Annotated in this window: 23 protein-coding genes; 4 read left to right on the top strand and 19 right to left on the bottom strand. The window is 34.4% G+C overall.

Going from position 1 to position 17,407, the window contains the following annotated elements; all coding sequences use genetic code 11:
• Nucleotides 1-116 precede the first annotated feature (116 nt).
• The 3 genes from yidD to ERX46_RS14580 all read right to left on the bottom strand — a co-directional run bounded on the left by yidD (nt 117) and on the right by ERX46_RS14580 (nt 2,974).
• Nucleotides 117-368 carry a membrane protein insertion efficiency factor YidD gene (gene yidD / locus ERX46_RS14590; RefSeq protein ID WP_394345121.1) on the bottom strand — a complete coding sequence of 84 codons (252 nt, stop codon included), beginning with the start codon at nt 366-368 and terminating at the stop codon, nt 117-119.
• 79 nt (nt 369-447) lie between these two features.
• Nucleotides 448-1,116 carry a hypothetical protein gene (locus tag ERX46_RS14585; RefSeq protein ID WP_130094601.1) on the bottom strand — a complete coding sequence of 223 codons (669 nt, stop codon included), beginning with the start codon at nt 1,114-1,116 and terminating at the stop codon, nt 448-450.
• A gap of 247 nt (nt 1,117-1,363) precedes the next feature.
• Complete coding sequence (locus tag ERX46_RS14580) at nt 1,364-2,974, bottom strand: FMN-binding glutamate synthase family protein (RefSeq protein WP_130094600.1); 1,611 nt, start codon at nt 2,972-2,974, stop codon at nt 1,364-1,366.
• A 543-nt stretch (nt 2,975-3,517) separates the two neighbouring features.
• Here ERX46_RS14580 and rpsF point away from each other — a divergent pair.
• From rpsF to rplI, 3 genes are read left to right on the top strand one after another with little or no spacing between them, the layout of a single operon-like run.
• The gene (gene rpsF / locus ERX46_RS14575; RefSeq protein ID WP_107038292.1) at nt 3,518-3,877 is read left to right on the top strand and encodes a 30S ribosomal protein S6; all 360 of its coding nucleotides are present in this window, start codon (nt 3,518-3,520) and stop codon (nt 3,875-3,877) included.
• Nucleotides 3,878-3,908: 31 nt separating this feature from the next.
• A complete protein-coding gene (gene rpsR / locus ERX46_RS14570; RefSeq protein WP_130094599.1) occupies nt 3,909-4,169 on the top strand; it encodes a 30S ribosomal protein S18 in 261 nt (86 codons plus the stop codon).
• A gap of 31 nt (nt 4,170-4,200) precedes the next feature.
• Complete coding sequence (gene rplI / locus ERX46_RS14565; RefSeq protein ID WP_130094598.1) at nt 4,201-4,647, top strand: 50S ribosomal protein L9; 447 nt, start codon at nt 4,201-4,203, stop codon at nt 4,645-4,647.
• Between the two features lie 54 nt (nt 4,648-4,701).
• On the opposite strand, the gene ERX46_RS14560 is transcribed toward rplI, so the two are convergent.
• Together ERX46_RS14560 and ERX46_RS14555 are read right to left on the bottom strand one after the other, a co-directional pair.
• Complete coding sequence (locus ERX46_RS14560; RefSeq protein ID WP_130094597.1) at nt 4,702-5,169, bottom strand: RNA methyltransferase; 468 nt, start codon at nt 5,167-5,169, stop codon at nt 4,702-4,704.
• Between the two features lie 27 nt (nt 5,170-5,196).
• Nucleotides 5,197-5,604, bottom strand: coding sequence for a DoxX family protein (locus tag ERX46_RS14555; protein ID WP_130094596.1), 408 nt, complete (start codon nt 5,602-5,604; stop codon nt 5,197-5,199).
• Between the two features lie 179 nt (nt 5,605-5,783).
• On the opposite strand from ERX46_RS14555, the gene ERX46_RS14550 reads away from it, so the two are divergent.
• On the top strand, nt 5,784-6,350 hold the full coding sequence (locus ERX46_RS14550; RefSeq protein WP_130094595.1) for a hypothetical protein: 567 nt from the start codon (nt 5,784-5,786) through the stop codon (nt 6,348-6,350).
• Between the two features lie 167 nt (nt 6,351-6,517).
• On the opposite strand, the gene ERX46_RS14545 is transcribed toward ERX46_RS14550, so the two are convergent.
• The 14 genes from ERX46_RS14545 to rplO form a co-directional block, all read right to left on the bottom strand.
• Nucleotides 6,518-7,132: a deoxynucleoside kinase gene (locus tag ERX46_RS14545; protein WP_130094594.1), complete on the bottom strand. Its 615-nt coding sequence runs from the start codon at nt 7,130-7,132 to the stop codon at nt 6,518-6,520.
• A 117-nt stretch (nt 7,133-7,249) separates the two neighbouring features.
• Entirely contained in the window at nt 7,250-8,068 is an 819-nt protein-coding gene (locus ERX46_RS14540) for a hypothetical protein (protein WP_130094593.1), read from the bottom strand.
• The gene (locus tag ERX46_RS14535; RefSeq protein WP_130094592.1) at nt 8,065-9,600 is read right to left on the bottom strand and encodes a GH3 auxin-responsive promoter family protein; all 1,536 of its coding nucleotides are present in this window, start codon (nt 9,598-9,600) and stop codon (nt 8,065-8,067) included. The genes ERX46_RS14540 and ERX46_RS14535 overlap by 4 nt, the downstream gene beginning before the upstream one ends.
• Nucleotides 9,601-9,776: 176 nt before the next feature.
• On the bottom strand, nt 9,777-11,084 hold the full coding sequence (der, locus tag ERX46_RS14530; RefSeq protein ID WP_130094591.1) for a ribosome biogenesis GTPase Der: 1,308 nt from the start codon (nt 11,082-11,084) through the stop codon (nt 9,777-9,779).
• A gap of 2 nt (nt 11,085-11,086) precedes the next feature.
• Nucleotides 11,087-11,962, bottom strand: a complete 876-nt coding sequence (gene era, locus ERX46_RS14525; protein ID WP_130094590.1) for a GTPase Era — start codon at nt 11,960-11,962, stop codon at nt 11,087-11,089.
• Nucleotides 11,963-12,110: 148 nt separating this feature from the next.
• Nucleotides 12,111-12,725: a 50S ribosomal protein L17 gene (gene rplQ / locus ERX46_RS14520; protein WP_130094589.1), complete on the bottom strand. Its 615-nt coding sequence runs from the start codon at nt 12,723-12,725 to the stop codon at nt 12,111-12,113.
• A 21-nt stretch (nt 12,726-12,746) separates the two neighbouring features.
• Nucleotides 12,747-13,739, bottom strand: coding sequence for a DNA-directed RNA polymerase subunit alpha (locus ERX46_RS14515; protein WP_130094588.1), 993 nt, complete (start codon nt 13,737-13,739; stop codon nt 12,747-12,749).
• Between the two features lie 16 nt (nt 13,740-13,755).
• Complete coding sequence (gene rpsD / locus ERX46_RS14510) at nt 13,756-14,361, bottom strand: 30S ribosomal protein S4 (protein ID WP_130094587.1); 606 nt, start codon at nt 14,359-14,361, stop codon at nt 13,756-13,758.
• A gap of 77 nt (nt 14,362-14,438) precedes the next feature.
• Complete coding sequence (gene rpsK, locus ERX46_RS14505; protein ID WP_107038305.1) at nt 14,439-14,825, bottom strand: 30S ribosomal protein S11; 387 nt, start codon at nt 14,823-14,825, stop codon at nt 14,439-14,441.
• A 12-nt stretch (nt 14,826-14,837) separates the two neighbouring features.
• A complete protein-coding gene (gene rpsM / locus ERX46_RS14500; RefSeq protein WP_130094586.1) occupies nt 14,838-15,212 on the bottom strand; it encodes a 30S ribosomal protein S13 in 375 nt (124 codons plus the stop codon).
• 16 nt (nt 15,213-15,228) lie between these two features.
• Nucleotides 15,229-15,345, bottom strand: a complete 117-nt coding sequence (gene ykgO, locus ERX46_RS14495) for a type B 50S ribosomal protein L36 (RefSeq protein ID WP_109359093.1) — start codon at nt 15,343-15,345, stop codon at nt 15,229-15,231.
• Between the two features lie 33 nt (nt 15,346-15,378).
• Nucleotides 15,379-15,597 carry a translation initiation factor IF-1 gene (infA, locus tag ERX46_RS14490; protein WP_101334173.1) on the bottom strand — a complete coding sequence of 73 codons (219 nt, stop codon included), beginning with the start codon at nt 15,595-15,597 and terminating at the stop codon, nt 15,379-15,381.
• 15 nt (nt 15,598-15,612) lie between these two features.
• Nucleotides 15,613-16,917: a preprotein translocase subunit SecY gene (secY, locus tag ERX46_RS14485; RefSeq protein WP_130094585.1), complete on the bottom strand. Its 1,305-nt coding sequence runs from the start codon at nt 16,915-16,917 to the stop codon at nt 15,613-15,615.
• A 26-nt stretch (nt 16,918-16,943) separates the two neighbouring features.
• Nucleotides 16,944-17,390 (bottom strand): 50S ribosomal protein L15, encoded by a 447-nt coding sequence (gene rplO / locus ERX46_RS14480; protein WP_130094584.1) that lies wholly within the window; start codon nt 17,388-17,390, stop codon nt 16,944-16,946.
• Between the last annotated feature and the right edge of the window lie 17 nt (nt 17,391-17,407).

Here is a 17,407-nt window from a genome sequence, read left to right as displayed (position 1 = left end):
CAAATTCACAAACGATAGTTTGTTACAATAAAAAATCCGCTTTTATCCGCGCTGCTTGCATCCGTGTCATCCGCGTTCCAATACAGCGCAAACAACCGCAAACAACCGCAAACAATTTATGAATCTTTAGATTCTTTCTTCGGAACAGGATCATCTCCAAAACCACCCCACGGATGACAAGAACCAATTCGCTTTATTGCCATCCAACCACCTTTCAGCACTCCCCATTCTTTAATTGCATCAACAGAATATTGCGAACAAGTTGGATTATACCGACAATTCGCAGGAAATATCGGACTGATGATGTATTGATACAATCGAATCAAAACAATAAAAGGAAATCGTATGATTTTTTTGATTACTTCCACGGTGTAAAATTACGGATTTTATAGGAGGAAGTTGAGTGACATTGGTTGCAAAAAGAGGTCATAAAATATATTATACAATTCAATCCTTTCTATACCTCCCCGTCTCTCTATCAAAAACGTATTCTCCCATTTCGAAATCAATATCCCTCCCTGTTAAATCCGAAATAAAAATTGAGCCACTTTTGTCTATTTCAACTTTAAAGCTGTAGCCAGAACTTCTCACAACGCTTGTAGAGACAACAGCAAATCCTTCACTAACATTTTTCACTTCAAATATTCTTTTCTTTGATTGAATATCCCACACTTCATATTGACTATAATTCTGCCAGCTATTCCCGACACCATAAGGACTAGGAACTGGTGGATTTGCAGAACAATTCCATTTACGGTGCAAGAATAATTCCTTAATACCATCTTGATTAATATCTATGGAATCAACAATCTCAATCTTCTCCTTTCTGCACGACCTAATAAGGTCTGTTGAGTGATAAGTTTGAACAAATGAAGAACTACTATTTGAATCTTGAGGAACTGAGTTAATCGGAAAAATACGGAAATAATCGCCACCATACAAGTGATCAAGCTTTATTGAGTCAGTTCTATTATTCAGTTTGAAAACAAAATAGGATTCATTAGATTCAATTTTATTTCCTAAGGAATCTATAAAAACAATCTCATTTTTATCTTTTTGAGAATAGCCTGAAAAGGAAATAGAAATCAATAAGGTAAGCTGGAACAATCTGTACATAATAAATGTGTGTTATATTTAAAAGTAGCTAACATAAAATTAGCACTTAACAACACTTTGTACAGTCAGGAAGTAAATCGGTTCAATACTTTATATTTCTAAAACCCTATAGAACAAAAAAGGGATTTTCTAATTAAAGAAAATCCCAATATTATAAATTTCCAAAGCTCACTCTTCAATTGATCTCGCCTCAATACTCAAAACTCACCCTCAATATTGAAAATTTCACAAATTACAGAAGCCCCAGCTACTGTAATTTATGAAATTTTATTCCCCAACATCCCATATCCGCATTAGCAAAGTCTAATTTATACTTTGTTGGAATACCAGCATCTTCTAACATTGATCCAGAATCAATAGAAGGGAAAAGTTCTTCATAAGTGATCATCTCATTCAGAGAAACACGACGATATATATGAGATCTCGTAATGTTTTTAGTTTCATCTAGTCCAGATGCTCCTAAAAGCTCTACATAGTTCTTCAGCATTTTCTTGTGATACTCAGCAACACGTGTCTTTTTATCTTTTACGACTAAACCAACAGTCAATTCTTTTTTCTGAGTAGTAATTCCTGTTGGACATTCGTTCGTATTACAAATTAAAGCTTGAATACAACCTAAGGCCATCATCATTGCACGTGCTTGATAACAAGCATCAGCACCAAGCGCCATTGCTCTAGCTACGTGAAATGCCGAAGTGATTTTACCAGAAGCTATAATCTTAATGTGTTGACGTATCCCTAATCCATTTAAGATATTATGAACGAAGTCTAGACCATCAATCATTGGTGCACCAACATAGTTACTAAACTCTGGCGGAGCAGCACCTGTTCCACCTTCACCTCCATCAACAGCAATATAATCTGGATAAATATCTAAGTGAATCATTGCTTTACAAATCGCAATAAATTCACTTTTATGTCCAATACATAATTTAAATCCTACAGGCTTACCTCCCGATAAATCTCGCAATTCCTTAATAAATTTAATCATCTCCAACGGAGTATCAAATGCAGAATGGAAAGGTGGTGAAGAAACAACAGTATGTGGTTTAATGTGACGAATTCTAGCAATCTCCTCAGAGTTTTTAGAGGCAGGTAGAATTCCACCGTGACCAGGTTTTGCACCTTGAGAAAGTTTTAATTCAACCATTTTAACATTGGGGTGCTGTGATTTCTTAGAAAATAATTCTGGATTGAAGTTTCCATTTTCATCACGACAGCCAAAATATCCAGTTCCGATTTGCCAAATGACATCTCCTCCGTGCTTTAAATGGTAATCACTTAAACCTCCCTCTCCTGTATTATGTGCAAAGTTACCAAGTTTAGCCCCTCCATTCAATGCCTCAACAGCATTTGCGCTTAGAGAACCAAAACTCATCGCAGAAACATTTAATATACTAGCAGAATAAGGCTGCTTACAATCCTTATTCCCCATTTTCACCCTAGGATCTTGATTTAATGTATCAAAAGCCCGCGGTGCAACAGAATGACACATCCATTCATAACCCTCAGCATATAAATCTAACTGAGTTCCAAATGGAATAGTATCTCTAACATTTTTAGCGCGTTGATAAATTGAAGAACGATCTAAACGATTAAATGGACGACCATCAATATCTGATTCAATAAAGTATTGGTACATTTTCGGTCTCAACTCTTCCATCACATAACGCAAGCGCCCCAATAAAGGATAAATTCGACGAATAGAATGCCTGGTTTGTATCATGTCGATATAACCCATGACGGTTAATATAAAAAACAGACCAAAGGCTACGTACCAGTTTCTACTTAGGTAAATAGAGAGAGCAAGTGTAATAATTAATAACACTGTGCTAATGACTACGAATTTTTTCCGCATAATATTACTCCTTTTGTTAAATCTTAAACTTTACAGTTCTTATGATTTATTAATTCAAATAGATTGTTAAAATTTATGCTAACCTCACTTCCAAAACAATAAGGATTTGGTTAGCTTATCATAAAAGTAATGATAAAATCATAATTATGAAGTAGTACAATCTACTTTATGTTGTTTCTAATTTCACGAAGTTCGAAACAATCAGTTTTTAAAGTAGCTATAGGTTTGAAATTCAAACATAAGTACCTCCTACTTTCAATTAAATTTAATCCGATTACCATTAAATAAAATCAAATAGATTTGCTTAAAAGTGACAAATGCAAAAAATAATATTTGCCTTATTATAAGTACTAGTTAAGAAACTCATCACCCTTAAAACTTCACCAATATAACATGAATGGCAAAATTCATAGCTCCTCATTTATGATTCAGAATTACCACACTTAACAACACAATTTCAACTCATCCAACATTTTAACTAAAAACGATAGGATTAAAGGATTTTTATCTATCTTTGTCGCCTTAATTATAAAACATAATATTATGAATAACTACGAGACTGTTTTCATTTTAACTCCCGTTTTGTCAGAAGATCAGACAAAGGAAGCAGTAAAGAAGTTTGAAGAAGAGATTAAATCTCTTGGCGGAAAACTAACTAATTCTGAGTCTTGGGGCTTGAAAAAATTGGCTTATCCAATTCAGAAAAAAACAACAGGATTTTACTTTCTTTTAGAATATGAAGGAGAAGGAAACCTAGTATCTGAATTAGAGGTGACTTACAAACGTGACGAACGTGTAATGCGTTTCTTAACTGTTAAAATGGACAAGCATCACAAAGAGTGGGCTGAGAAAAGAAAGTCAAGAATGAAAAATGCGAAACCTGCAAAGGCTGAAGCAAAGTAATTAAAGTAAAGAACCAAAAAAAATTGCAATTATGGCACAAGATGTAAGATATTTATCGCCGGTAAACATTGACATTAAAAAGGACAAATACTGTCGTTTTCAGAAAAGCGGAATTAAATTCGTTGATTACAAAGACGCAAACTTTTTATTGAAACTCTTAAACGAACAAGGTAAGATTTTACCACGTCGTATCACTGGAACTTCTTCTAAGTTTCAAAGTAGAGTGAACAAGGCTGTTAAACGTGCTCGTCACATAGCGATCCTTCCATACGTTGGAGATCAATTAAGATAAGCCCATTTATTAACACATTAAAAAGACAATTATGGAAATCATATTAAAGAAAAATGTTGATAAACTAGGTTACAAAGACGATATCGTTGAAGTAAAACCTGGATATGCGCTTAACTTTTTAATTCCTCAAGGATATGGAGCAGTTGCAACTAAGTCAACTAAAAAAGCACATGAAGAAGTTTTGAGACAACGTTCTCATAAAGAAGATAAAATCAAAGAAGAAGCTGCAGCAGTTGCTAAGAAAATCGAAGGTATTACTATCAAGATTGGAGCAAAAGTTGGAGAAAATGGACGTATTTTCGGTTCTGTTAACACAATTCAGTTAGCTGAAATGTTAAAAGCTGAAGGTGTTGAAGTAGACAGAAGATCTTTGAAAATTGTAGAAGAGCCAATTAAAGAAATTGGAACTTATACTGGAATAGCAAATCTTCACAAAGAAGTTTCTGCAGAATTCAAATTTGAAGTGATCGAAGAGTAATCTTTGTAAACAATATTTTAAAAACCGTCCTGACGTAAAGTTTGGACGGTTTTTTTATGGCAATTTTGTAGGGATTTTAGAAACTCTGTCGTGCATTACAATACTTCCTGCAACGGCAACATTCAAGGAGTTTGTTCCTGGCAACTGAATCAATTCATGACACCTGTCTAAAACATCTGGCGGCAAACCATTGTCTTCAGCTCCTAATAAGTATACAGCACGTGGAGTATGCGTGTATTCAGATAACATTTCTGCGCGCTCATCTAACTCAACACCTACTAACTTACTGTTGTAAGGAATATGTTTGTAGAAATCATCAAAATCCTCATAATGAAATAATGGAATTTCTCTCCAAGATTTCAACACATCAGATGTCTGTTTCTTGTAACTTTTACCAATCGTAAAAATATAAGAAGCTCCTAAAATATAGGCCGACCTCCACAAAGTTCCAATATTATAGCCGCGCTTGTGTTGCATAATTCCAATGCCATAGTAATTGGCATTATCCGTTTTAACTTTCATAATTATTTTATTAAAATTTACTCGACTCTATTTTCTGATAAGGTAGTCTAATGAAAAACGACCTGGCCCAATAAAAAATAGCGCAACAAAGCCAGCTAAGTAAATTAATGGCAATTCAATTTTTCCAAAAATTTGACCGCTGTTCACTACAAAAACAGCAACTGCCATTGTAATTATTAAAGGTATCACTGCATAACGAGTCAGCAGTCCACCAACTATTAAGAAAGAGCAAACAACCTCCGCAAATACAGCTAAAATCAATGAAAGTGTTACTCCCATTCCCAACGGATCAGCAAATTGTATTTCACCATCTCCAAAAAGTACTTTCATTTTCCCGAAACCGTGACCATAAAACATGGACAAACCCAATACCACTCTCAACACTAATGCATTGATATCATTTCCGTATCTTAACTCTGTTGAAGATTTTGCCATTTTGTTGTTATTGAAAGTGAATAAAATTGGATTACTTAACTTTTAGATTTCATTAAAAGTAATAGCTATCACGTAAATATAAAGATAAATCCAAAACTATCTGGAAGAACTTGAATAAGTCGTTAGGAAAATGGGGTATAAAGTTTACTTATCCTTAACTTTGTAAAAAACATATTAAAATGGCATCAGCAGAAAGAGCAGAAGAACAAAGAGCAAAGATTAAATCAATTCTTAAAGACATCAATACAGGTGACGAAAAGAAAATCATTGATGGTTTAAAAGCTTTGAAAGTAAATGGTGATGACAATGTTATTTTGCCAATTGTTGACCTTTGGAATAAAGGTGTAACGGCCAATATAGAACAAGAAATAATCACTTTTATTGGAGATATAAAGTCGACTTCTAGCGCACAAACTATAATGGATGTTTTGTTGAATGAAGAATACAATGAAATCCATATCCCTTTGTTATCGACTATTTGGAACAGTAAGGTTGATTACTCAGAATACATAGTAGACTTCGTTTCTCTTGCTGTTCAGTATGACTTCGCAGTAGCTTTAGAGTGTTTGACTATTATTGAAAACATGGAAGGTCCATTCGAAGAGCACCATATTTTAGATGCTGAAATTATCTTGAGAGAATTTGCTGAAAAGCACAATGAGGAAAAAGCCGAAGAAGAAAAGAAAGTTCAGATGATATTAGAAATTTCTAAGTTGGTGAAGTCTTTTGATGATCAGATTATGTAAGTTCTATGGCTTTAGGCTTTAGGCTTTAGGCTTTAGGCTTTAGGCTTTAGGCTTTAGGCTTTAGGCAAAATAAAAAATATTGATTTTGATCCATTAAAGAATATTATTTTTTTTTCCACATACATCATCGCATATAGCTTACAGCCTATGGCTTAAAGCTGATCCAGCTAAAACAACCCATTAATCTCCGCATCTATACCAGAAATAATCTTCCCTAAATCTTCTGGATTTTCATGATAGTTATTGTTGTCCACATCCACAATGATCATTTTTCCTTTATCGTAAGTACTGATCCATGCTTCGTATCTTTCGTTCAAGCGTTTCAAATAATCTAAACGAATTGACTCTTCATATTCACGTCCTCTTTTTTGGATTTGGTTGACCAAAGTTGGAACGCTTGCTCTTAGATAAATCAATAAATCTGGAGACGAAACAAATGATTCAATCAAGTTGAATAAAGAAAAGTAGTTTTCGAAATCTCTTGTTGTCATCAATCCCATTGAATGAAGATTTGGTGCAAATATATATGCATCCTCATAAATAGTTCTGTCCTGTATAACCACTTTATCCGTCTGCTGAATCTCTTGAATCTGCGTAAATCTACTATTCAAATAATAAACCTGTAGATTGAAAGACCAACGTTGCATGTCTTCATAAAAATCATTCAAATATGGATTTTGAGATACATTTTCATAATGCGTTTCCCAACCATAATGCTTGGACAATAACTCTGTTAAAGTTGTCTTCCCTGACCCTATATTTCCTGCAACTGCGATATGCATAATTTAACTTGTTTAATTGATGGACTAAAATACTAATATTGTTTTAAATATAGAGTTTACTTGGTGTGAATAATCCCTTTTTATATTTAATTAAAAATAAAACCTCTTTAAAAAATTCTATTTAATTGGTATCAAAGAATATTTACTTACTCCTTTTTTATCTTTGAAGTAGACTTCATTTCCAAACACACGAAGATCCTCAATTCCTCTTATTGGTAAAGCGATAGATTCTTCCTGATCCGTTTTCCTATTGAGTCTAACTATAGTGCTCTTCTTTAAAATGTAAAGGTATTTTTCGGTTGGATAAATTTGAATGGCGTCTTCATGAAAATATTTACGCAATAAACTTCCGTAGTAGTCAAACACAAAAATATCTTGTCCTTCGTAAAACAGAAAAAGCTGATTCTGACTTTCAATTAATGATGTAGGCATATCGTTATAAGTTATGGCCATTAAATTAGAAATCTCTGATTGTGCTACACTTGATTTTATACCTTCAAATCGAACTAAGCGTGCGTTTTGCTCATCAAATACCCAGAAGCGACTTGTCTGATCAGAATAACAAACATGTGTTCCATATCCAATATTAAGCAATGCTAAATCAATTTTCCCGTCTTGAAAAGAAAGTGTGTTGTCTACAAAACCAATCATTTGTTGATTTTCAGAAAAAAGCATTGTTTTAAGAGAATGTCGGGCATCAATTTTAGAGATGGTCCCGAACTCTTTTCTGCTTTGTGTAAATGCTACTTTGAAATTTGTATCAAGTTTGTGCAATGTTCCTTGCTCTGAAACAATAAGCTCCTCAAGCGGAGTGATATCCCAAGCCTCTATGTTCTTATTGACATAAGTATGTTCTAATTTCCATGTGAAAGTTTGTCCAAAACAATTTCCAGAAATAATAAATACTAAAGGTAAGAAGAGAATCAGTGTTTTCATATTTCCTTAACTTCAAAAATAGTGCTAGGTTTCAGGTTAAGAATTTCGTCTAATATTTTTCTATCATTTGATAATCTTGGAACTTTATGTTGACCACCTAACTTCCCTTTACTTTTTAACCAATCATCAAATAAGTTTTCTCTTGCTTTATGAACAGTTGGAAATTTTAAACTTAAATCTTTCGTTCGTTTAGCGTCGTAATCTGAGTTTAATAATCTTAAATTTTGATCCAAAATCTGTGCAAATACCTGCAAATTATCTGGATCTTTATTAAACTCTATAATCCATTCGTGCCCGCCTTGCTTTCCTTCTTCCATATAAATAGGACAAGCAGTATAATCTTTTAATAATGCATTCGTTTCTTCACATGCTATCCTTATCGCATTATCTGTATTGTCCACGATAACCTCCTCTCCAAAGACATTAATATAATGTTTCGTTCTGCCTGAAACTTTGATTCGATAAGGCTTTGTACTCGTAAATTTTACTGTGTCTCCTAAAATATAACGCCAAAGTCCGCCATTTGTTGAAATTACAATAGCATAATTCTTATTCAACTTCACTTCACTCAAACTTATTACGGTTTCCGACTGAGTTCCTTTATAATCAGTCATAGGAATAAATTCAAAGAAGATTCCGTAATCCAGCATCAATAATAAATCTCCATCTATTTCATCTTGAATTCCAAAAAATCCTTCTGACGCATTATAGGATTCAATATAATGCATATCATCATGCGGAATTATTCTATTAAATTCTTTCTCATAAGGTTTAAAACTTACACCACCATGCATGAATAACTCAAGGTTTGGCCAAACTTCTCTGATATCAGTTTTTCCAGCTTTTTCTAAAATTCGATTCAACAAAACCAATGTCCAACTAGGAACACCCGAAATACTAGAAACATCCTCATACATTGTTTCTTCAGCAAGTTTCTCAATTTTCTCTTCCCATTCGCTCATTAATGCAGTTTCACGAGATGGAATTCTTTTTATTTCAACCCACCAAGGCAAGTTCTTTAATATAATCGATGACAAATCACCAGTATAACTATCTGGTCTTAGCTTATTCTGCTCAGCTGTTCCCCCAACAACAAGATGCTTTCCTTTGTATAATTTTGTATTAGGGAATTGAGAATAATAAATTGCCAAAAGGTCTTTACCACCTTTATAATGACATTCCTCTAATGAGTCTTTGGTTACGGGAATAAATTTACTTCGGTCTGAAGTTGTTCCTGAAGACTTTGCAAACCATTGTGTTTCACCAGGCCATAGCACATCTTCTTCTCCTGTTACTTCCCTTTCAACCCATTCTTTTACATCATCGTAATCTTGTAGTGGAACAAGTTTTCTGAAATCGTCATAATGATTGATATCGTCAAAGCTGTATTTCTTGCCGAAAATCGTTTTTCTACCATTTAAAATAAGACGTTCGAACCACTCCTTCTGAACTTCAGCAGGATGCATTCTAAATAAATCAATTTGATGTATTCGCTTTTTAATTATCCACCCAAAAATTGCATTAAACGGCATATTCTTTTTTTTCTTGGATGAATATACGAAGAACGGTTTACAGTTTTTAGAATTACTTCATTTTTTTACAACCCTTTCTGAAAATCTGCCGTTATGTTAGCAGTTTTAATTATGGTTTATATCAAAAAAGGCTAAGTAATTTCTTACTTAGCCTTTTTATTTAATTTCAAATAATATTATTTCTTTCTCATAAAAATCCTCACCGGAACACCTTCGAAATCGAAATGACCTCTAATTTTGTTTTCCAAGAAACGTTTATAGCTATCAGGAATATATTGCGGCAAGTTACTATAAAAGGCAAATGCCGGAGCATGAGTTGGCAACTGAGTTATATATTTAATATTGACATACTTCCCTTTTAAAGATGGTGGTGGGAAATGTGAAATTTCTTTTTGCATTACCTCATTCAACACAGAGGTTTGTATTTTCTTAATTCTATTGTTGTAAACCTTCATTGCTACCTCTAGCGCTTTGTGAATACGTTGTTTTGTAATTGCAGAAGTAAATACAATAGGAACATCATTAAACGGCGCAAGTTGCTCACGGATTGCGTCCTCAGCTTCTTTGATTGATTGTGTTCCTTTGTCTTCGATTAAATCCCATTTATTTACAAGAACAACTACTCCTTTATGGTTTTTCTCACACATATAGAAGATGTTCAAATCTTGCTTTTGAATTCCTTCCGTTGCATCTATCATAAAGATACAAACATCAGCACTTTCAATAGTTCTTACAGAACGAAGAACAGAATAATACTCAATATCTTCATGTACTTTAGCACGCTTTCTAATTCCTGCAGTATCGATTAATATGAATTCGAAACCAAATGCAGAATAACGTGTATTCACAGAGTCACGAGTTGTTCCAGAAATTGGTGTTACGATATTTCTTTCTTCACCAATTAATGCATTAGCTAAAGATGATTTCCCTACATTAGGTTTCCCTACAATGGCAAAACGAGGTAAATCACTGTCAGACTCAATTGTTTTAGATTGAAACTCCTTTACAATGTCATCTAACAATTCACCTGTTCCTGATCCACTAGCTGCAGCGATATCATAAACTTCTCCAACACCCAACGACCAAAATTCAGAAGACAATCCTACTCTTCCAGTATTATCAACTTTGTTGGCAGCTAAGAATACTTTCTTTTTAGAAGAACGCAATAATTTTGCTACTTTATCATCTAAATCTGTTACTCCAGTTGTTACATCAACTACGAAAATGATCACATTTGCTTCGTCAATTGCTAATTCAACTTGTTTGCGAATTTCCTTTTCGAATATGTCATCTGACCCTTTTACATAACCTCCGGTATCGATAACAGAATATTCATAACCTATCCATTCACCTTTACCGTAAATTCTATCTCGAGTAACACCACTCATTTCTTCCGTAATGGCGTTTTGAGATTCTGTTAAACGATTAAATAAAGTTGATTTCCCAACATTTGGTCTACCAACAATTGCTACTATATTACTCATAATTAGTATCCGTATTTTTTAAGTTTCCCTTCGTTACTGCGCCAATCTTTATCGACTTTAACGAAAGTTTCAAGGAAGACGTGTTTATCGACAAATTTTTCGATGTCTTTACGGCTATCAATACCAATATATTTCAATTGTCTTCCTTTAGCGCCAATCAAGATTCCTTTTTGAGAATCTCTTTCTACAATGATATTGGCTCTAATTCTTATAATATTTTCTTCCTCGATGTATTCAGTTACTTCAACTTCACATGCGTAAGGAACTTCTTTTTTCAAATTTAAAAATATCTTCTCCCGAATTATTTCAGAGATAAAGAAACGCATTGGACGATCCGAGATGGCTTCTTTATCAAAAAATGCTGGAGATTCTGGTAATTTCTCTAATATCAATTCCATGATTGGATCAACATTAAAATTATGCAAAGCAGAAACAGGTAAAACGGTAGCATTCGGCAATTCTTTTTGCCAATGTGCTAATCTATCTGCTACAACTTTTTGATCTCTTAAATCCATTTTATTGACAAGACAGATTACAGGAACCTTTAGTTCTTTAATCTTTTCCAATGTTTCTACATGATTCATTGTGTCTTCAAAAACATCAGTAATGAATAACAATACATCAGCATCACTAAGTGAAGAACTAACATATCTCATCATTGATTGATGCAACTCATAAGCTGCATTAACTACTCCAGGTGTATCTGAGAATACGATTTGATAATCCTCATGATTTAAAATTCCACGAATACGGTGACGCGTGGTTTGGGCTTTGGAGGTAACAATAGAAAGCTTCTCCCCTAAAAGGCGATTCATCAACGTAGATTTACCTACGTTTGGACTTCCCACTATATTAACAAAACCAGATTTGTGACTCATATATTCTATTTTCTAACTGCAAAATTGCGGAATAAATTGGTATAAACCTGAATCAATAAACATTAGTATTCAGGACAAAATAAAAAAAGAGGCTGCCGAAAAGTTCAGACAGCCTCTTAATAATTTTAACTTAATAAGTATATGCTACCTATTTATCGTCTTTCTTATCTTCTTTTTTCTCCTCTTTTTTAGGAGCTTCTTTTTTAGCTTCAGCTTTTGGAGCGTCCTTTTTATCATCTGCTTTCTTTGCAGTTTTAGGAGCCGCTTTTTTAGCTTTAGGCTTTTCTTCTTTCTCTGTTGAAGCATCTGTTGATTTCTCTTCAGTATTTTCAGCAGTATCAGATGAACCACCACCTCTTCGTGAACGACGAGTTTTCTTTTCAGCTGGTTCTTTAGTCATCAAATCATTAAAGTCAACCAATTCTACCATACACATTTCAGCATTGTCACCTAAACGGTTTCCAATACGGATGATACGTAAATATCCTCCTGGTCTATCAGCAATTTTTGGTGCAACTTCTCTAAACAATTCTGTCGTAGCTTCTTTACTTTGTAAGTATTTGAATACTATACGACGAGAGTGTGTAGAATCTGTTTTTGATTTCGTTAACAAAGGTTCAATGTACACACGAAGTGCTTTTGCTTTTGCTACGGTTGTATTAATTCTTTTGTGCTCAATAAGTGAACACGCCATGTTAGAAAGCATTGCTTTTCTATGGGCAGAAGTTCTACTTAAACTATTATTTTTCTTACCGTGTCTCATTTTAAAGTCTTATTTCAGTTTTTACTCTTTGTCTAATTTGTACTTAGACGTATTCATTCCGAACGACAATCCTTTAGCATCAACAAGATCCTCAAGTTCTGTAAGGGATTTTTTACCGAAGTTTCTGAACTTCAATAAGTCGTTTTTATTATAGACTACCAAATCTCCTAAGGTATCTACATCAGCAGCTTTCAAACAGTTTAGTGCACGAACTGATAAGTCCAAGTCAACTAATTTTGATTTCAACAACTGACGCATGTGTAATGAAGTCTCATCGAACTCTTCAGTTTCAGATTTGATTTCACTATCCAACGTTATGCGCTCATCAGAGAACAACATAAAGTGATGGATAAGGATTTTTGCAGCTTCTTGCAAAGCATCTTTAGGATGAATAGAGCCATCCGTTAAGATGTCAAAGATTAATTTTTCATAATCTGTTTTTTGCTCTACACGGAAGTTTTCAACTGTGAATTTTACATTCTTAATAGGTGTAAAAATCGAGTCAATAAAAATTGTTCCAAAAGGCGCGTTAGCTGTTTTATTCTCTTCAGCAGGAACATAACCTCTTCCCTTAATAATTTTCAGTTCAATATCCAATTTAACAGAAGCATCCATGTTACAAAGAACCATATCTGGGTTCAATACTTGAAATGCTGTTGTAAATTTCCCGATATCACCCGCTGTGAAAGTGTCTTGACCTCCTACAGAAATAATAACAGTTTCTTCGTCTTGATCTTCGATTTGTTGCTTAAAACGTACTTGTTTTAAGTTCAAAACGATCTCAGTTACATCTTCTACTACACCTTTGATTGTAGAAAACTCATGATCCACACCTTCAATTCGAATTGATGATATTGCAAAGCCTTCTAGTGAGGAAAGTAATATACGTCTTAAAGCGTTTCCAACAGTGATACCATAACCTGGTTCTAACGGACGAAACTCGAATTGACCTTCGTGTTCGTTAGACTCAATCATGATCACCTTGTCCGGCTTTTGAAAATCTAAAATAGCCATAATAATAAATTAATTTTTATTTAGAATATAATTCTACAATCAGTTGTTCCTTAATATTTTCAGGAATCATTTCTCTTGAAGGAGTGCTCATAACTGTTCCAGACATACTTCCAGAATCCCAGTTCAACCAATCATAATTAGTAGACTTCGATGCAATTGAATTTGTAATTGCTTCTAAAGATTTAGATTTCTCACGTACACCTACTACATCTCCATCACGAAGAGTATAAGAAGGTATGTTCACTAAATTACCGTTTACAGTAATGTGTCTGTGAGAAACAAATTGACGTGCAGCACTACGCGTAGGAGCAATTCCTAAACGGTAAACTGTATTGTCTAAACGTGACTCACAAAGAATCAACAAGTTTTCACCTGTAATTCCCTTCATTGCTGAGGCTTTTTTAAATAAATTCAAAAACTGACGCTCCAAAATACCATACGTGTATTTTGCTTTTTGCTTTTCAGTTAACTGAATAGAGTACTCAGATTGTTTTCCTCTTCTTTTGTTTGGTCCGTGTTGTCCCGGTCCATAACTTCTTTTTTCCAGTGCTTTGTCTGGGCCAAAAATTGGTTCTCTAAATCTACGAGCAATTTTCGACTTTGGTCCTGTATATCTTGCCATTTCAAATTGTTATTGTGAGGCACCGGGAATTAAGGCATCTTCCTTCGCCAGTGTGACTCCTCTTGTTGTTTATAAAATTATACTCTTCTACGTTTCGGAGGACGACAACCATTGTGTGGTAATGGAGTAACATCATTAATTTCTGTTACCTCAATTCCTGAGTTGTGTATTGCACGGATCGCTGATTCTCTTCCAGAACCAGGCCCTTTTACAAATACTTTTACCTTACGTAATCCGAAGTCATGCGCTTCTCTAGCACACTCTTCTGCAGCCACTTGTGCAGCATAAGGAGTGTTCTTTTTAGATCCTTTGAAGCCCATTTTTCCTGCAGATGACCAAGAAATAACTTGACCTTGTGCATTGGTTAAAGAAATAATGACATTGTTGAAGGTAGCTTGGATATGCGCTTCACCAATAGCATCTACTTTAACATTTTTCTTCTTCTTTTGATTAGACTTTGCCATATTAAATACTAATTATTTAGTTGCTTTTTTCTTGTTTGCAACAGTTTTTCTTCTACCTTTTCTTGTTCTAGAGTTGTTCTTAGTACGTTGTCCTCTTAAAGGTAATCCAGATCTATGTCTAACACCTCTATAACAACCTATATCCATTAAACGTTTGATGTTTAATTGAACCTCTGAACGCAATGCACCCTCAACTTTAATTTCGTTAATAGTAGTACGAATAAGACCAATTTGGTCATCATCCCAGTCTTGAACTTTGATGTTCTCGTCAATACTATTAGCTTTTAAAATCTCTTTTGACATGCTACGTCCTATACCGAAGATATATGTTAATCCAATAACACCTCTCTTATTTTTTGGTAGATCTATTCCTGCAATTCTCGCCATAACTTTTACAATTATCTTATCCTTGTCGTTGTTTTAACTTCGGATTTTTTTTGTTTATAACGTAAACTCTTCCTTTTCGTTTTACGATTTTACAATCTTCCGATCGCTTTTTTACTGAAGCTCTTACTTTCATTTTACTTTCTATTTATGCGTTTCAAACGCTCACTTATTTATATCTAAATGTGATTCTCCCTTTTGTTAGATCATAAGGAGACATTTCTACTTTGACACGATCTCCAGGTAGAATCTTGATGTAATACATCCTCATCTTTCCCGATATGTGCGCGGTGATTATGTGACCATTTTCTAACTCAACTCTAAACATTGCGTTTGATAATGACTCTATAATCGTACCGTCTTGTTCTATTGATTGCTGTTTAGCCATTTATTATAGTATAAATTACATTCCAGACATTTCGCCTTGCGTACGACGTCCTCTAATTTTAGTTCCTTCCATTAATCCATCATAGTGACGGTTTAGTAAATAGGATTCTATTTGTTGTAAAGTATCCAAAACAACTCCCACCATAATCAATAGAGATGTTCCACCAAAGAAGAGTGCAAATCCATCACCTACTCCGAACTGTACTGCAATTGCAGGTATAATAGCAATTAACGCTAAAAATACAGATCCAGGAAGTGTTATCTTAGACACTAAATTATCGATGTAACTAGCAGTCTCATCACCAGGTCTTACGCCAGGGATAAATCCTCCATTTCTTTTCATATCGTCAGCCATCTTCTTAGGATTTATCATTATCGCTGTATAGAAATACGTGAACACGATAATTAAGATAAACAATACAAGATTGTACCACAATCCGAAAATTCCGAACTGCTTTTCGATAAACATTACAGGAACCGTCATAATTGCCTGAGCAAAGATGATTGGCATTACACCAGAAGCATTTACCTTAATTGGTAAATAAGAACGTGCACCTTGCGCATCCACTGCTCCACCTCTTGCACCAGCTACACGTTTTGCATAATTCATTGGGATCTTTCGAACACCTTGAACAATTAATACGGTAACCATTACAATAAGCATGAAAACAATAACTTCAATTATTACAATTAAGAAAGAGTGTTGTGCTGTTTCTGCAACAAATGATTGTGGCAGTCGAGCGATAATCCCTACTGTAATTAATAATGAAATACCATTACCAACTCCTTTGTCAGTTATTCTTTCACCTAACCAAACAGCGAACATTGCACCAGCAACAAGTACTAATACAGATTGTGTCCACCACAAAGGTGAATTAATAAATGCTTCAGGAATTGCATTCTTACCTGCAACATAAAGTGATAAATACCCAGGCGCTTGAACAGCACAAATGATAATGGTCAAGATACGCGTATAATTATTTATACGTTTACGACCACTTTCACCTTCCTGTTGCATCTTTTGAACCGCTGGAACAGCCATTCCCATTAACTGCATAATAATAGAGGCAGAAATGTAAGGCATAATTCCCAACGCCAGAAAAGAGGCATTAGTAAATCCTCCTCCAGAAAGCAAACCTAAAAGGCCTTCAATAGTACCTGCGTCAGCTCCATCTGTTGCCAGCTTAGAACTATCAACACCTGGTAAAACAATAAACGATCCGATTCGGAAAACGAGAATTAAAGAAAAGGTTATTAATAACCTTTTCCTTAGCTCTTCAACTTTCCAAATATTACTTATATTCTCTATTAGTTTCTTCATCTGGGTAAAATAGTTTGCAAATTTAATTAGATTTCTGAACAATCACCACCTTTCGACTCAATTTCTGCTTTCGCAGTAGTCGAAAACTTGTGAGCAGAAACGCTAATTTTTGCTTTTAGTTCACCTCTTCCAAGGATTTTAACTAATTCTCTATTTCCTAATAGCCCATTTTGACGTAGTACTTCAGGATTGATTTCTGTAAGATTTTTACGATCTACTAAAGTTTGAATTACATCCAGATTAACTGCTTTGTATTCTACTCTATTAATATTCGTAAAACCATATTTAGGTACACGTCTTTGAAGTGGCATCTGTCCACCTTCAAATCCGACTTTCTTACTATAACCAGATCTTGATTTAGCACCTTTATGACCACGCGTAGCAGTTCCTCCATATCCTGAACCTTGTCCTCTTCCGATTCGGCGCTGGTGATGTGTAGAACCCTTAGCTGGTTTTAAATTATTTAAACTCATTGCTTTTCAGTTTTTAT

It is taken from the genome of Brumimicrobium glaciale, assembly GCF_004152935.1.
GTDB lineage: Bacteria > Bacteroidota > Bacteroidia > Flavobacteriales_D > Crocinitomicaceae > Brumimicrobium > Brumimicrobium glaciale.
This window is presented reverse-complemented; position numbering and strand designations above follow the sequence as displayed.

Excerpts from the sequence above, each read along its gene's own strand:
- ERX46_RS14560 (WP_130094597.1), bottom strand. The coding sequence starts at position 5,169 with ATGAAAGTTAAAACGGATAATGCCAATTACTATGGCATTGGAATTATG.
- era (WP_130094590.1), bottom strand. The coding sequence starts at position 11,962 with ATGAGTCACAAATCTGGTTTTGTTAATATAGTGGGAAGTCCAAACGTA.
- ERX46_RS14550 (WP_130094595.1), top strand. The coding sequence starts at position 5,784 with ATGGCATCAGCAGAAAGAGCAGAAGAACAAAGAGCAAAGATTAAATCA.
- der (WP_130094591.1), bottom strand. The coding sequence starts at position 11,084 with ATGAGTAATATAGTAGCAATTGTTGGTAGACCAAATGTTGGGAAATCA.
- infA (WP_101334173.1), bottom strand. The coding sequence starts at position 15,597 with ATGGCTAAACAGCAATCAATAGAACAAGACGGTACGATTATAGAGTCA.
- rpsM (WP_130094586.1), bottom strand. The coding sequence starts at position 15,212 with ATGGCGAGAATTGCAGGAATAGATCTACCAAAAAATAAGAGAGGTGTT.
- ERX46_RS14535 (WP_130094592.1), bottom strand. The coding sequence starts at position 9,600 with ATGCCGTTTAATGCAATTTTTGGGTGGATAATTAAAAAGCGAATACAT.
- secY (WP_130094585.1), bottom strand. The coding sequence starts at position 16,917 with ATGAAGAAACTAATAGAGAATATAAGTAATATTTGGAAAGTTGAAGAG.
- rpsD (WP_130094587.1), bottom strand. The coding sequence starts at position 14,361 with ATGGCAAGATATACAGGACCAAAGTCGAAAATTGCTCGTAGATTTAGA.
- ERX46_RS14540 (WP_130094593.1), bottom strand. The coding sequence starts at position 8,068 with ATGAAAACACTGATTCTCTTCTTACCTTTAGTATTTATTATTTCTGGA.
- rplO (WP_130094584.1), bottom strand. The coding sequence starts at position 17,390 with ATGAGTTTAAATAATTTAAAACCAGCTAAGGGTTCTACACATCACCAG.
- ERX46_RS14585 (WP_130094601.1), bottom strand. The coding sequence starts at position 1,116 with ATGTACAGATTGTTCCAGCTTACCTTATTGATTTCTATTTCCTTTTCA.
- rplI (WP_130094598.1), top strand. The coding sequence starts at position 4,201 with ATGGAAATCATATTAAAGAAAAATGTTGATAAACTAGGTTACAAAGAC.
- rpsR (WP_130094599.1), top strand. The coding sequence starts at position 3,909 with ATGGCACAAGATGTAAGATATTTATCGCCGGTAAACATTGACATTAAA.
- rpsK (WP_107038305.1), bottom strand. The coding sequence starts at position 14,825 with ATGGCAAAGTCTAATCAAAAGAAGAAGAAAAATGTTAAAGTAGATGCT.
- ERX46_RS14515 (WP_130094588.1), bottom strand. The coding sequence starts at position 13,739 with ATGGCTATTTTAGATTTTCAAAAGCCGGACAAGGTGATCATGATTGAG.
- ERX46_RS14555 (WP_130094596.1), bottom strand. The coding sequence starts at position 5,604 with ATGGCAAAATCTTCAACAGAGTTAAGATACGGAAATGATATCAATGCA.
- ykgO (WP_109359093.1), bottom strand. The coding sequence starts at position 15,345 with ATGAAAGTAAGAGCTTCAGTAAAAAAGCGATCGGAAGATTGTAAAATC.
- rpsF (WP_107038292.1), top strand. The coding sequence starts at position 3,518 with ATGAATAACTACGAGACTGTTTTCATTTTAACTCCCGTTTTGTCAGAA.
- ERX46_RS14545 (WP_130094594.1), bottom strand. The coding sequence starts at position 7,132 with ATGCATATCGCAGTTGCAGGAAATATAGGGTCAGGGAAGACAACTTTA.
- rplQ (WP_130094589.1), bottom strand. The coding sequence starts at position 12,725 with ATGAGACACGGTAAGAAAAATAATAGTTTAAGTAGAACTTCTGCCCAT.
- ERX46_RS14580 (WP_130094600.1), bottom strand. The coding sequence starts at position 2,974 with ATGCGGAAAAAATTCGTAGTCATTAGCACAGTGTTATTAATTATTACA.